A 13,586-nucleotide genomic window follows, 5' to 3' on the forward strand; every position below is an offset into this window, starting at 1 on the left:
CTCCGCCTCTTCGGTCCCGCTGGACAGCGGTGAGAGGCAACACCGAGCCAGCGCTTTAGCGGTATTTCGGCTGCTGCCGGGCGCCCCGCAAGTTGCTGTTTAAATCGGCGCACGCGCATCCTAGAAAAGCCGCATGGAGACTGTCAAGAAACACGCGGAGGCGCCCATGCCCGATCGCTCTCTTCGCCTGTTCTTCGCCCTGCCCTGTCCACCTCCCCTCGCCGAGCGGATCGGCCGGTGGCGCGATGACCAGCCACTGCCCGGACGCCAGGTGGCGACGGCGAACCTGCACCTGACCCTGGCCTTCCTCGGGCAGGTCCCGTCCGCTCGGCTCGAGGCCCTGCTGGACATGGCCGCGGCCATCGAAGCCGCGCCCTTCGACCTGTGTCTCGACCGCCTGCTGCGCTGGAGGAACGGCATCCTGCTGCTGGCCCCCAGCCAACCGCCCGGCGCCCTCCTGCGCCTGCGCCGCGCCCTGCGCTCAGGCCTTGCCGAACTGGAGCTGCCCGTGGAAACCCGCCCATTCAGCGCCCATCTGACCCTGGCTCGCGATGCCGCGCCGCTGGAGGACATCCCGCCACCCCCAACCTTCGTATGGCAGGTCGACCATTTCAGCCTGTTTTGCTCGCAAAACGACGCCGCGGGCGTGCGCTACCGCACACTCGGTCGCTGGGCGTTGTGCGGGGAAGATTCAAACGAGCGTTTCGCGCCGTAACAACCCGCCTCTTCCGCTCTGCCACGCAGGTTATGACCGGCCGCCAGGAAGCCGCGGATTTCCTGGCCTGGAGGAAAAAAGCCGAAGCTGGCACGGTTCCTGCGCAAGGGACAGCGAAGCGGTTCTCCCGGAAGGATTCGGGCGATGGCTGGCAGGACGCGCCCCTCGGCCCCATCAACCTGAGATGAGAACAACATGAAGAAGAAGTCTCTGCTCCCCCTCGGCCTGGCCATCGGCCTCGCCTCTCTCGCTGCCAGCCCTCTGATCCAGGCCAGCACCTACACCCAGACCAAATACCCCATCGTGCTGGCCCACGGCATGCTCGGCTTCGACAACATCCTCGGGGTCGACTACTGGTTCGGCATTCCCAGCGCCTTGCGCCGTGACGGTGCCCAGGTCTACGTCACCGAAGTCAGCCAGTTGGACACCTCGGAAGTCCGCGGCGAGCAGTTGCTGCAACAGGTGGAGGAAATCGTCGCCCTCAGCGGCCAGCCCAAGGTCAACCTGATCGGCCACAGCCACGGCGGGCCGACCATCCGCTACGTCGCCGCCGTACGTCCCGACCTGATCGCTTCCGCCACCAGCGTCGGCGCCCCGCACAAGGGTTCGGACACCGCCGACTTCCTGCGCCAGATCCCTCCGGGTTCGGCCGGCGAGGCAGTCCTCTCCGGGCTGGTCAACAGCCTCGGCGCGCTGATCAGCTTCCTTTCCAGCGGCAGCACCGGTACGCAGAATTCACTGGGCTCGCTGGAGTCGCTGAACAGCGAGGGTGCCGCGCGCTTCAACGCCAAGTACCCGCAGGGCATCCCCACCTCGGCCTGCGGCGAAGGCGCCTACAAGGTCAACGGCGTGAGCTATTACTCCTGGAGCGGTTCCTCGCCGCTGACCAACTTCCTCGATCCGAGCGACGCCTTCCTCGGCGCCTCGTCGCTGACCTTCAAGAACGGCACCGCCAACGACGGCCTGGTCGGCACCTGCAGTTCGCACCTGGGCATGGTGATCCGCGACAACTACCGGATGAACCACCTGGACGAGGTGAACCAGGTCTTCGGCCTCACCAGCCTGTTCGAGACCAGCCCGGTCAGCGTCTACCGCCAGCACGCCAACCGCCTGAAGAACGCCAGCCTGTAGGACCCCGGCCGGGGCCTCGGCCCCGGCCCTTTCCCGGAAGCCCCCTCGCGTGAAGAAAATCCTCCTGCTGATTCCACTGGCGTTCGCCGCCAGCCTGGCCTGGTTCGTCTGGCTGGAACCTTCCCCCGCACCCGAGACGGCGCCCCCGGCCAGCGCGCAGGCGGGCGCAGACCACGCCCCGCCAGCAGCCTCCGCGGGAGAAGCGGTGCCGGCCCCCCAGGTCATGCCGGCCAAGGTCGCGCCGCTGCCAACCTCCTTCAGGGGCACCAGCGTCGATGGCAGTTTCAGCGTCGACGCCAGCGGCAACCTGCTGATCACCCGCGACATCCGCAACCTGTTCGACTACTTCCTCAGCGCCGTCGGCGAAGAGCCCCTGCAGCAAAGCCTGGACCGCCTGCGCGCCTACATCGCCGCCGAACTCCAGGAGCCGGCGCGCGGCCAGGCGTTGGCGCTGATGCAGCAATACATCGACTACAAGAAGGAACTGGTGCTGCTCGAACGCGACCTGCCGCGCCTGGCCGACCTCGACGCCCTGCGCCAGCGGGAAGCCGCGGTGAAAGCCCTGCGCGCGCGGATCTTCAGCAACGAAGCGCACGTGGCGTTCTTCGCCGACGAGGAAACCTACAACCAGTTCACCCTGGAGCGCCTGGCGATCCGCCAGGACGGCAAGCTCAGCGCCGAGGAAAAGGCCGCCGCCATCGACCGCCTGCGCGCCAGCCTGCCGGAAGACCAGCAGGAAAGCGTGCTGCCGCAACTGCAAAGCGAACTGCAGCAGCAGACCGCCGCCCTCCAGGCCGCTGGCGCCGGCCCGGAAGCCATCCGCCAGATGCGTCAGCAACTGGTGGGCGCCGAAGCCACCACCCGCCTGGAGCAACTCGATCGGCAACGCTCGGCCTGGAAGGGCCGGCTGGACGACTATTTCGCCGAGAAGAGCCGGATCGAAGGCAATGCCGGGCTGAGCGAAGCCGACCGCCGCGCGGCGGTCGAACGCCTGGCCGAGGAGCGCTTCAGCGAACAGGAACGCTTGCGCCTGGGCGCGCTGGAACAGATGCGCCAGGCCGAGCAGCGCTGACCGACACGGAAACGCCAAGAACGCGGCGAAGGGCGCTTCGGCGGATAACGCTACCCTCAGGGGTGCAGCCCTGGCGTGGCCGGCGAGGCGGAAACCTTGTGCTCCGCGCCGCAACGAAAAAGGGCGGCCACCCGAAGGTGTCCGCCCTTTTTCGTCGCCAGCCCGGTTCAGCGGGACAGCTTGCCGTCCAGCGAGAACTTGCCGGCGCCATCGATCAGCAGCGCCACGCTGATCATCAGCAGGGTCAGGGCATATTCATAGCCGTTGTCGGTGATGAAGAAGCCATTGCCGATGTGCACGCTGAAGATCGCCACGATCATGGTGAAGCCCACCACCACCGACGCCGGACGCACCAGCAGGCCGATCACCAGCGCCAGGCCGCCGAAGAACTCGGCGCTGCCGGCCAGGGTCGCCAGCAGGTAGCCAGGGGTCAGGCCGATGGATTCGAACCACTGCGCCATGCCGTTCAGGCCGGCGCCGCCGAACATGCCGAAGAGCTTTTGCGAACCGTGGGACATCAGGGTAAGACCGGTGACGATACGCAGGATGGCCAGGCCGGCACCGGCGTTGGTCGACAGGATGGTCTTGATCAGTGGATTCATGGTGCGTCCTCAGGTGTGGGATAAGATGGGCACACTATAGGCAAGATAATTCGATATTAAAACCGTAAAAAACGCGTTATCAATATCGAATTTATAGATTATTTTTGAGCCGTCGCCGTCTTCGCACGTACCCCGGGCTCCAGGCGAACCCGTTCGCGTTCATATGCAAGGTAGTACTTGTTGACGCTGCTGACATAACTCACCACACCCATGCCTATCTCTTCCGCAGCCACCCGCTCTACCTGGAAGAACCAGCGATTCGGATCGAGCCCCCGGCGACGCGCCTGGGTGCGCAGGTTCTGCACCCGCTCCGGGCCCATGTTGTAGGCCGCCAGGGTGAACGCCAGGCGCTCGCGTTCGTCGAGGTGCTTGCTGGAGAAGAACTGCTTGCGGATCTTGGTCAGGTAGCGACTGGCGGCCAGCACGTTGCTGTCCTTGTCGTGCACATTGCCGACCCCGACGCTGCGCGCCGCCGCCGGGGTGATCTGCATCAGCCCGCTGGCGCCGCCGGAACCGCGCGCCTTCGGGTTCAGGTGCGACTCCTTGTAGGCCACCGCCGCCAGCGCCAGCCAGTCCATGCTGCTCTGCTGCGCGTAGCGCTGCAGCAGTGGACGGACCGCTTCCAGGCGCTTGCGGTCCGCCGCGCCGAGGGGGTTGCGGACCTTGTAGGCGCGCCGGTAGACGCGCTGGAAAGCCACGTCCTGGTCGGCCGGCGCGCGGTAGTCGGCGAGGAAGCGGTCGATGGTCGCGCGCAGGGTGCTGGCATCGCGGCGCACGTACCAGGCCATGTCGGCGCGATTGTCCAGCACCAGGTGGCGGTCGACGCGCAGCTTCGGCAGCACCTTGGCCCAGCGTTCGGCGATGGGCTGCTCGACCACGGTGAAGCCGAGGATGCCTGCCTGGACCATTTCCATCACATCCTCGACGGCCAGGGAAGCGTCCAGCTTTTCGATCCGGATCGGTGCCATGCGGCGTTGCGCCAGGCGCTGGTTGACCAGTTCGATGGCGCCCTCGGCGGCGCTGCCGGCCGGCAGCGGGATGGTCCGCCCGGACAACTGCTCCAGGCGCGTGTAGCGCCGGTTGCCCTTGCGCGCCACCAGCACCAGCGGCACATCGGCGCGCACCGGCGCGCTCGGGCTGACCTGCAGGCCGTCGTGCGCCGGCAGCAGTTCGCCGGGGGCGACCAGGTCGCCTTCGCCACGCTGCAGGGCGGCAAGCAACTGGTCCTTGGGCTTGGGTATGAGCTTGAGGGTGAGGTTCCGCGCGGACGGCGAGCGGCTGTTGAGGTATTGCTCGAAGGCGCGCAGGCGACGGTACTCGACGCCGATTGGCTCGCCCTTCACCTCGCCCGAGCTGTTGCGGCTCTGGTTGACCAGCACCTTGAGCACGCCAGCGCGGCGGATGCTCGCCAGGTCGCGGGTCTCCGGCTGTTCCTTGTGCCAGTTGTCCGGCTGGCCGGTGATGCGCGCAGCCGCCGGCAAGGGTGCGAGCACCAGCAGGCAAAGCGAAAGCAGCAACAGACGCGTCATCCAGGTCTCCAGAGGCCAGGCTCGATGTCCCTCTCCGGGGGACCGGATCAATCAGAGCATGGCAGTCTTGGCAAGTTCCTCTCCGACAGCGGCTGCAAACGGAGGCATTGGGTAGATAATCCGGGCGCCGAAGAACCCGATCTGCGATTATAACGGATTGTTCTACAAGCGGTTTGCCACCCATCCCCCGGCGGGTCCGGCGCGATCGAGGGGGCGCCGCCTCGCTGCGAATTCCAGGAAGGCACCATGCAACTCATCGATATCGGCGTCAATCTGACCCACGCCAGCTTCGCCCTGGAACGTGAAGCACTGCTCGCCCGCGCGCGCGCCGCCGGGGTGGTGCAGATGGTGATCACCGGCACCAGCCTGGCCGACAGCGAACAGGCGCTGCAGCTCTGCGGCGAACTCGACGAGGGCGGCCGGCTGTTTACCACCGCCGGCGTCCACCCCCACGAGGCCAGCCACTGGAACGGCGACACCGCTCGCGGCCTGCGCGCCCTGTTCGACGACCAGCGGGTACGCGCGGTGGGCGAATGCGGTCTCGACTTCAATCGCGACTTCTCTCCCCGTCCGGCCCAGGAAAAGGCTCTGGAGGAACAACTGGCACTGGCCGTCGAGCTACAGCGTCCGGTGTTCCTCCACGAACGCGACGCCAGCGAGCGCCTGCTGGCGATCCTGCGCGACTTCCGCGATCGCCTGCCGGCCGCCGTCGTACACTGTTTCACCGGCGAGCGCCGGGCGCTGTATGGCTACCTCGACCTCGACCTGCACATCGGCATCACCGGCTGGATCAACGACGAGCGCCGCGGCACCCACCTGCATGATCTGGTAAGCGAGATCCCGGTCGGCCGTCTCATGCTGGAAAGCGACGCGCCCTACCTGCTGCCGCGCAGCCTGCGGCCGAAGCCGAAGAACGGGCGCAACGAGCCAGCCTACCTGGTCGAGGTGCTCGACTGCGTGGCCCGCCATCGCGGCGAGAGCGCGGAGCGCCTGGCCGCTCACACCAGCGCCGCGGCGCGGGCGTTCTTCGGCCTGCCGACGATCGACTGAGATCGCCCTCAAGCTCCCGGCGGATCGGCCGCTAAGCTGACGAACGGTCTCGTTGACCCGCATCAACGATTGCCCCTTACTCAGCTTTCAAGATAATGGCGCCTTGCCATTAGCTTGCCGATAAGAAGAAATCCCCCTATGGGCACCTGGATCAGCGACATTCCACTGAAATACAAGTTCTGGGCCGTCAACGCGGTGGCCTTCTTCACCACCCTGCTGCTGGTGTTGTTCGCCATGCAGCAGGAAGCCGCCGGGCGCAACGCTTCCGCCCAGCGCGCCGCCGCCGCCGAGGGCGAGCTGGTTCAGAGCTGGCCGGCCGGCAGCGCCCTGCCCGCCCGCAGCAACCTGCTGCCGCTGGAACAGGCCGCGAGCCTGGGCGGCACCGCTGCCCAGGCGCTGGGCAAGGGGCAGGGTTGGATCGAGTTGTCCGGCGCGCGCCAGGGCGATACCCCGCTGCTCGGCGCCTGGGTCGGCCAGACCGGCTCCGGCCAGCGCTTCGCCGTGCTTGCCCCGGCCAGCGACCTGTGGCAGGTCTTCGCCGACCGGGCCGGCGCTTACGCCGTCGCCGTGCTGGTGCTGATGCTGGCGCTGCTGGCGGCCTCGCAACTGCTGATCCGCTTCATCCTCACCCACCTGCATACCCTCAAGGACGTGATGCTGCACGTCGAAAAGAGCGGCGACCTGTCCGCTCGCGTACCGCTGCAGGGACGCGACGAAGTCGGCCAGATGGCCAGCGCCTTCAACGCCATGCAGGCCGGCTACCAGCGCATCGTCGGCACCGTCGCCGCGGCCGCTACCAAGCTCGACGAAGGCGCCCAGGCGCTGGCCCGCAGCATGGGCCAGGTACGCCAGGGCATGCTCGGCCAGCAGAGCGAGACCGACCAGACCGCCACCGCGATCAACGAAATGTCCACCACGGTCTTCCATATCGCCCAGCACGCCGCCGATACCCGTGACCAGTCGCAGGAAGCCGACCGCCTGGCCGGCGCCGGCCAGCAGGCGGTGAGCCGGGTCAGCGCGTCGATCGCCGGGTTGTCCCAGGGCGTCCAGGACACCGCCGAGATGATCCAGAAGCTGGCCGAGGACAGCCAGAAGATCAGCGGCGTGGTCAACGTGATCCACGGCATCGCCGAACAGACCAACCTGCTTGCCCTCAACGCCGCCATCGAGGCCGCGCGGGCCGGGGAAATGGGCCGCGGCTTCGCCGTTGTGGCCGATGAGGTGCGCAACCTCGCCCGTCGCGTGCAGGACTCCACCGACGAGATCACCCAGATGATCCTCGCCTTGCAGTCGGGCACCCGCGACGCCGTGGAGTTCATGCAGGAAAGCTCGCTCAAGGCAGACGGTTGCGTCAGCCAGGCCGGCGACGCCGGCGAGGCGCTGGCGGCGATCGCCAACGCGGTGGCGCAGATGCGTGAAAGCAACACGCAGATCGCCGTCGCCGCCGAACAGCAGAGCCAGGTCGCGGAAGAGATGACCCGTTCGGTGGTGGGCATCCGCGACGTCACCGAACTCACCGTGCAGCAGACCGTCGAGTCGGCGGCCACCAGTCAGCAACTGGTCGACCTGGCGGGCGATCTGACCCGCGCCATCGGCCAGCTACGCCTCTGATCCGCAGGCGCACCTGCCTATCGCCCGGATAGGCAGGAATCATTCGCCGCGCTGCCGCACCCCGCCTAGACTCGACGACATGCAACGACCCGCCCCGCGGGTCGCCGTCACGGAGTACCGAGAACATGGGCAAACGTCATCCCAACCTGCTCGCCTGGCAATGGCGCGGCTATGCCGCCAACCACCGCAACCCGACCAACCTGGTCCTGCACCTGATCGCCGTGCCGCTGTTCATCGTCGCTGCGATCCTGCTGCTCGGCGGCCTGTTCGGCCTGGACCTGCTGCAGGTGGTACTCGGTGTCATCGGCATCGGTGCCGGCCTGGCGATCCAGGCCAAGGGACACGCGCTGGAGGAACAGGCACCCGAGCCATTCAGCGATCGGCGCGACGCTGTCAGTCGCCTGCTCGTCGAGCAGTTCGTCACCTTCCCCCGCTTCGTCCTCAGCGGCGCCTGGTGGCGGGCCTGGCGCGAACGGCATAAGTGACAGTTCGTCCGGGATTTTGCACAGCCCTTCAGTTTTAGTGCGACGCTGCCGATATAATCGACGGAATCCTGTCGTGGACCGACAACATGCCGTCAATGCGTCAATTAATCGTCTTTTCCTGTTGCCTGGGGCTGCCTCTTGCCCAGGCCGCGGAACCCGTGCCGCTGGGCGGACGTCCGATCGTCACCCTGCAGCGGTCCGGCGGCGCTCCCGTACGGCTGACCCTGTCCGACCTCGAAGCCCTGCCCAGCGAGACCCTGGAAGCCCAGCTCCCCGGCGAGGCCAACGCCCGCTGGCAAGGCGTGCGCCTCAGCCTGTTGCTGCGCCGCCTGGACCTGGCGCCGCCCAAGCGCCTGCGCGTGCTGGCGCTGAACGACTACTCGGCGATCATCCCGTACAGCGACCTCGACAGCTACCAGCCCATCCTCGCCTATCGCCGCAACGGCGCCTACATGGCGATCCGCGAACGCGGACCGCTTTTCATCATCTACCCGATGGCCCGCTATCCTGAGTTGAGAAACCAGGTCTACTACAACCGTACCGTCTGGCAGGTCAGCTCCATCACTCTTGAGTAAGTAACGGACATGACTGTGCCGCTGCTCGATCCGACAAAGCTGCGCCGGCAACGCCAGATCATGGGGCTGTTGCTCGGCTTGGTGCTGCTCATGGCGCTGATCGCCGGGGCTGCGCTGTGGCTGGCGGTGCGCCAGGCCCAGCAACTGGCCCAGCCGAACCTGCACAACGAGCTGTGGCAGACCTACTCGCTGCGCGCCGAACTGGATCGCACGCTGGACGCCGCGCGGCACACCGAGAGCGGCGAAGGCCAAGCCGACGACCTGGCGATCCGTCTCGAAGTCCTCGCCAGCCTGATCGCGCCGCTGCGCCGCCAGTCGTTGTTCAGGCATCTCGCCGAACCGCGTCCGGAGGTACAGGCCACCCTGCAACGCCTGATCGAGCTCAGCGATCGCTGGTCGGACCAGGCCCCCTGGGGCGATCCCGTCGCCGCGCGCCGCCTGGCCGCGGAGATCGTCCAGCAGGTCCCGCCCTTGCTCGAACCGACCCACCAGATCGTCGTCGCCAGCAACATCGCCCTGACCAACCAGTTGGACGTCGACCGCAAGCGCCTGCACCGGGCGTTCTACGCGTTGTTCTGGGCGCTGCTCGGGATCGGTGCCGGCGGTGCCCTGCTGGTGCTGCGCCTGGTCGCTGACTTCAAGCGCGCGCAGCAACTGGCCGGGCATCTGATCGAGCTTAACGCCACCCTGGAGAAACGCGTCGGCGAGCGCACCCGCCAGCTCAGCGAAGGCAAGGCGCTGCTGCATTTCATCCTCGAGGCCAGCCCGAGCGACGTGGTCCTGCTCAGCGCCTGCGGCGCCAGCATCCATTACGTCAGCCCGCGCCTGCTCAAGCGCCTGGGTTGCCAGGCCCAGGACGACTTCAACCTGCCCCGGCTGTTCGCCAGCGCCAGCGAATACAGCCGCCTCCAGAACGCCCTGGAGGCGCGCGGCCAGGTGGATGGCTGGGAAGCCCAGCTATGCGGGGAAACGCCTTGCTGGGCGGTGATCTGCGCGCGCCACCTGGAAATCGACGGCGAGCCGGCGACCCTGATCTGGTGCTACGACATCAGCCGGCGCAAGGCCATGGAACAGGAACTGCGCCTGCTGGCCAGCACCGATACCCTGACCGGCCTGCACAACCGCCACTCGTTCCTGCACCAGGCGGAACTCATGCTCAAGGCCGCCGAACGCTTCCGCCACCCCTGCGTGGCGCTGATGCTGGACATCGACCATTTCAAGAACATCAACGACAGCCACGGCCACCTGACCGGCGACCGCGCCCTGCAACGTGTCGCCGAGACCCTGCGCCAGGGCCTGCGCGAGGTGGACCTGCTCGGTCGCCTGGGCGGCGAGGAATTCGCCGCGCTGCTTCCGGAGGTCAGCCTGGACCAGGCGCTGGACGTCGCCGAACGGCTGCGCGCCGGCGTCGAGGCGCTACGGGTGAGCAATCCCGACGGCGAACCGTTGCGAATGACCGTGAGCATCGGCGTCGCCCTGCGCAGGGACGCCGGGGACGACCTGGAAAGCCTGCTGGTGCGCGCCGACAGCGCGCTCTACCAGGCCAAGAGCGGCGGGCGCAACCGCACCGAGTACGCGCCCGCCTGACATGCGCCTCAGCCGAACACCGTGACCATCTGCCGGCTGATCGCCAGCAACTGGCCGTCGGCGCTCCACATCCGCGCCGCCACGTGGCCGTAGCCGTCGCGCGCCTCCTCGATCTCCGCCAGGTAACGGCACCAGTCGCCGCTGCGCTGCTGCGGCAGCGGCTGGAGGAACTCGGCGGTCCAGGTCAGCGAGCTGGCCATCGCCGGGGTGCCCAGGTGCGGCAACAGCGCCGGCGGCCAGGAGTCGAGCAGCGCCAGCAAGTGGGAAACCTCCATGGTCTCTCCCTCGGGTTCGTCGCGGAAACGCATCCAGCCGCCCATCTGGCGCGACTTGTTCGAAGAGAACGGCAGGCCGCCCACTGCCCAGCGCATGGCGATGTAGCGAGTGAACTCCGGGGTCACGTTACGGATATAGGGCAGCTCCTGGCTCTCTTCAGGGCCCTTCATCCCGGCCGCCGGCAACGCTTCCACCGCCACCGCCGACGCGCGGGCGACGCCGAAACTGGCCTGGACCAGCGTCACCACCTGCTCGCCCTGACGGACCTCGACCTGTACCTGGCTCACCGCCTTGCCCTCGCGCAACAGCCGGGCGCTGAAGCTCGCCGGCTGCTCGGGGGCCAGCGGTCCGACGAAGCTGACGCCGATGGAGCGCAACGGACGCCCCGCCTCGACCACCGCAAGCATGGCCTCGTAGGCCAGCGCCACCACCAGGCCGCCGAAGGTGGCGCGGCCCTGGCCCCAACTGGCCGGTACTACCACCGAGGAAGGGTCACGGCGGACCGCCTGGATCAATTCGGAAAAATTCATGTGTGCCTCGCGAGGGGATTCGAGGGCCCATCTTAGGCGAGGCGATCCTTGGGAAAAAGCCGATCGGAATACCGGCGGCGTCAGTGCCCGGCAAGCGCCTGCTGCAATCTCGACAGGGCCCGTCCGGCACGCTCCCGGGCCAGTTCGAAGCGTGCCGTCCAGACCTCGCGCACGGGCGCCAGATCCGGCTCGCGCTGGCATCGCAACAGCCACTGTTCGAGGTCGTGCCAATCGCCCAGCGCCGACTGGGCCGCCTTGAGCGGCGCCAGCAGCGAGCCGGGAATGCTGCAATCGTGCGGATAGGCCTCCAGCCCGTAGCGCACGCGCTTGATCCGCAGCCGTAGCGGGTGCCAGTGCTCGTAGGTGGTGTCCGCCAGCTCGGCGCGCAGGGTCTTCCATTGCCGGCGCAGGCGCTTGCGCACCCGGCCGTGCAAGCCATCCAGCACGGCATGCCGCTGGGCCGTACGCAACAGGGCCGGCCATACGTCCAGGCAAAGCTGCAGGCGGTGCAGCGGCTGGCTGGCGAGAACCGCCACGTAGCCGGACTCCAGCACCGGCCGGCGCACCGCCAGCGCATCCCGCAGCCCTTCGGCGGCGAGCGCCGGCAGCAGCACCTCCAGGTCGCGGATCGGCCCGCTGAGCCGCCCGATCTCGGCGGCGGCATGCTCCAGTTCCTCGACGCCGGGAACCCCGCGGATCGGCCGCAGCAGGCTGCGCAGACGGCGCAGGGCGATGCGCAGGTCGTGCAGTGCCTCGCCATCCGTGCGCGCCTCCAGGCGGGCGACCGCCGACATCAACGCCACCTGCTGGCCGATCACCTCGGCCAGCAGTTCATCGATGAACCCCGTCATGCCTTCTCCTCTCCCCGGCCATCCCGCGTGGGCGCACGCACCAGGCGCCAGGGCAGCGCCCGGCGCAATGCGCGCAGACGCAACCCTGGATCATCGGCACCGCCGTGTCCATAGCGTTGCGCTTCGAACGCGCCGACGAAGGCCGCGATGGCTGGCGCCTGCGCCGGCAGGACGCGGGCGGCGCGCTCGCCGTAGGAGCGTAGCCCTTCGCCGGGGGAACGGCGCAGGCCATGCATCTCCAGCAGGCGTTCGAAGCGGCGCAGTTGGCGGCTGCGTAGATCGCCACGGCCTTGCCAGGGCTTGAGCAGGAACAGCGCGAGCAGACCGACCGACAATATCGCCGCGGCACCGAGCAACAGGCCCAGTCGGGTCGGATCGAGCCCGCCGAACCAGCGCTGCAGGAAGGCGCCCTGCTGCTCACCCTGGTAGGCCAGGACCCAGCGTTGCCAGCCGTAGTTCAGGCTGTCCCAGGCCAGACGCATGTCGTTGAGCCAGGGCAGGCCACGGTAGCGCAACGGCGACAGCGGCGCGTCGGCGAGGTACTCGCTGTCTCCGGCCAGGGCCTGCTCCAGCCCCTGTTCGATCCGTTCGGGCGCCACCTGGTAGGTCGGGTCGACGCTCAGCCAGCCCTGCTCCGGCTGCCAATACTCGACCCAGGCGTGGGCGTCGAACTGATGCACCAGCAGGTAGTTGCCCGCCGGATTCAGCTCGCCGCCCTGGTAACCGGCCACCACTCGCGCAGGAATGCCCGCGGCGCGCAAGACGAAAGCCATCGCCCCGGCGTAATGCGCGCAGAAGCCGCTGCGCGTGTCGAACAGGAAATCGTCCACCCCGTCGGCGCCGGTCGCTGGCGGTTTCAGGGTGTAGGCGAAGGGCTCGTGGTTGAAGCGCTGCAACAGGGCCGCGACCAGTGCCTGCGGTTGCGCATGTGCCTGGCGCAGTTGCTCGGCCAGGGCGCGCGCGCGCGGATTGCCGTGCATCGGCAACTGCAGGTTGCGCCAGCGCATGCGCGGATCGATGCTGGACTCGCGCAGCGCCTGTGGCCAGGAACTGACTCGGTAGAACAGACGTTGCTCGACCGGCTGCCGTCGCTGCAGGTGGAAATCGCTCATCAGGCGCGTGTCGGTCTGGTCGGTCTGCGCCACGTCGAGGGCGAACAGCCAGGGCTGCGAACTGGGCTGCATGATCACGTCGTAGCGCAGCTCAGGGCCACGCTTCTGCCAGTGCAGAGCATCCTCGCCCGACCATTGCGGCGCCTGAGCCCAACGTCGTCCGTCGAAACGCTCCATGGTCAAGGCGCGCCAGTAGAGCTGCTCGCGCGGCGGCGGTGCGCCCTCGAAGCGGACCCGGAACGCCAGTTCGGCGGAGCGCCCAAGCTCGGCGATATCCCCTGGCGCCATGCTCTCCGAGAGTCCGGTGACCCCCTTGTTGCCGGGCATCGGCAACGACCACAGCGGCCCCAGGCGGGGGAAGAACAGGAACAGCAGGAGCATCAGCGGCAGCGCCTGCAGCAACAGCCCGCCGGCCAGCCGCAGGGTCGGCCAGGGCCGGCTGGCGAAAGCGCTCTGCTGC

13 protein-coding genes are annotated in these 13,586 nt (G+C 68.0%); 8 read left to right on the top strand and 5 right to left on the bottom strand.

Features of this window, described 5'->3' with window-relative positions; genetic code table 11:
• Positions 1–166: 166 nt before the first annotated feature.
• The 3 genes from thpR (at position 167) to HMPREF2581_RS26525 (ending at position 2,918) form a co-directional block, all read left to right on the top strand.
• Positions 167–715: an RNA 2',3'-cyclic phosphodiesterase gene (gene thpR, locus HMPREF2581_RS26515; RefSeq protein WP_003138730.1), complete on the top strand. Its 549-nt coding sequence runs from the start codon at positions 167–169 to the stop codon at positions 713–715.
• 195 nt (positions 716–910) lie between these two features.
• The gene (lipA, locus tag HMPREF2581_RS26520) at positions 911–1,846 is read left to right on the top strand and encodes a triacylglycerol lipase (protein ID WP_003090955.1); all 936 of its coding nucleotides are present in this window, start codon (positions 911–913) and stop codon (positions 1,844–1,846) included.
• Positions 1,847–1,895: 49 nt separating this feature from the next.
• Entirely contained in the window at positions 1,896–2,918 is a 1,023-nt protein-coding gene (locus HMPREF2581_RS26525) for a lipase secretion chaperone (RefSeq protein ID WP_016254235.1), read from the top strand.
• A gap of 167 nt (positions 2,919–3,085) precedes the next feature.
• On the opposite strand, the gene HMPREF2581_RS26530 is transcribed toward HMPREF2581_RS26525, so the two are convergent.
• Both HMPREF2581_RS26530 and HMPREF2581_RS26535 read right to left on the bottom strand, forming a co-directional pair.
• On the bottom strand, positions 3,086–3,520 hold the full coding sequence (locus tag HMPREF2581_RS26530) for a DoxX family protein (RefSeq protein ID WP_003090958.1): 435 nt from the start codon (positions 3,518–3,520) through the stop codon (positions 3,086–3,088).
• A 98-nt stretch (positions 3,521–3,618) separates the two neighbouring features.
• Positions 3,619–5,049: an MltF family protein gene (locus tag HMPREF2581_RS26535; RefSeq protein WP_003138728.1), complete on the bottom strand. Its 1,431-nt coding sequence runs from the start codon at positions 5,047–5,049 to the stop codon at positions 3,619–3,621.
• Between the two features lie 246 nt (positions 5,050–5,295).
• Between HMPREF2581_RS26535 and HMPREF2581_RS26540 the strand changes: the two genes are divergently transcribed.
• The 5 genes from HMPREF2581_RS26540 (at position 5,296) to HMPREF2581_RS26560 (ending at position 10,357) form a co-directional block, all read left to right on the top strand.
• Positions 5,296–6,099 (top strand): TatD family hydrolase, encoded by an 804-nt coding sequence (locus HMPREF2581_RS26540; RefSeq protein ID WP_003138727.1) that lies wholly within the window; start codon positions 5,296–5,298, stop codon positions 6,097–6,099.
• A gap of 138 nt (positions 6,100–6,237) precedes the next feature.
• Positions 6,238–7,710 (top strand): methyl-accepting chemotaxis protein, encoded by a 1,473-nt coding sequence (locus tag HMPREF2581_RS26545; RefSeq protein WP_003110283.1) that lies wholly within the window; start codon positions 6,238–6,240, stop codon positions 7,708–7,710.
• A 125-nt stretch (positions 7,711–7,835) separates the two neighbouring features.
• Positions 7,836–8,195: an Mpo1-like protein gene (locus HMPREF2581_RS26550; RefSeq protein WP_003101677.1), complete on the top strand. Its 360-nt coding sequence runs from the start codon at positions 7,836–7,838 to the stop codon at positions 8,193–8,195.
• An 86-nt stretch (positions 8,196–8,281) separates the two neighbouring features.
• A complete protein-coding gene (locus HMPREF2581_RS26555; protein WP_003138726.1) occupies positions 8,282–8,770 on the top strand; it encodes a putative pterin-binding protein in 489 nt (162 codons plus the stop codon).
• A 9-nt stretch (positions 8,771–8,779) separates the two neighbouring features.
• Positions 8,780–10,357, top strand: a complete 1,578-nt coding sequence (locus HMPREF2581_RS26560) for a GGDEF domain-containing protein (protein WP_003114745.1) — start codon at positions 8,780–8,782, stop codon at positions 10,355–10,357.
• An 8-nt stretch (positions 10,358–10,365) separates the two neighbouring features.
• Here the strand turns inward: HMPREF2581_RS26560 and HMPREF2581_RS26565 are convergent, their stop codons facing one another.
• The 3 genes from HMPREF2581_RS26565 to tgpA all read right to left on the bottom strand — a co-directional run.
• Positions 10,366–11,163 carry an acyl-CoA thioesterase gene (locus tag HMPREF2581_RS26565; RefSeq protein WP_003138725.1) on the bottom strand — a complete coding sequence of 266 codons (798 nt, stop codon included), beginning with the start codon at positions 11,161–11,163 and terminating at the stop codon, positions 10,366–10,368.
• 80 nt (positions 11,164–11,243) lie between these two features.
• Positions 11,244–12,014: a CHAD domain-containing protein gene (locus HMPREF2581_RS26570; RefSeq protein ID WP_003138724.1), complete on the bottom strand. Its 771-nt coding sequence runs from the start codon at positions 12,012–12,014 to the stop codon at positions 11,244–11,246.
• A partial coding sequence (gene tgpA, locus HMPREF2581_RS26575) for a protein-glutamine gamma-glutamyltransferase TgpA (RefSeq protein ID WP_070867395.1) occupies positions 12,011–13,586 on the bottom strand: 1,576 nt, incomplete at its 5' end. The genes tgpA and HMPREF2581_RS26570, both read right to left, overlap by 4 nt.

It is taken from the genome of Pseudomonas sp. HMSC057H01 (assembly GCF_001836405.1).
GTDB classification, from domain to species: Bacteria; Pseudomonadota; Gammaproteobacteria; order Pseudomonadales; family Pseudomonadaceae; genus Pseudomonas; species Pseudomonas aeruginosa.